This window comes from Herbaspirillum sp. UBA812, from assembly GCF_002296545.1.
GTDB lineage: Bacteria > Pseudomonadota > Gammaproteobacteria > Burkholderiales > Burkholderiaceae_D > Herbaspirillum > Herbaspirillum huttiense.
The window spans coordinates 1-305 of sequence record NZ_DBIC01000198.1; positions in this window are offsets into that span (position 1 = coordinate 1).

Consider the following 305-nt stretch of genomic DNA (forward strand, 5'->3'; position numbering starts at 1 on the left):
CGATGGCTGCAGGCGCAGCCCTTGATCGCGCCATCGCCCTCGCGGAGGCCTGCTGCGTTAGACTACGGCCTTTGGTGAACGCGCCTTGCAATCCGGCGCTGCGCCCGCATCCTGATGACTATGAACTTTATTTCCCTGGCCGCCCTGTGGCCGTCTTCTTTGCCTGTTGATTCCCGTTGCCTGCAGGAGGCTGCCCATGGCTGACCTGTTCGCGCAAGAACCGACCGCGCCGCTGGCGGAGGCCCTGCGGCCCAAGACGCTGGACGAGGTGATCGGGCAGTCACACCTGCTGGGTGAAGGCAAGC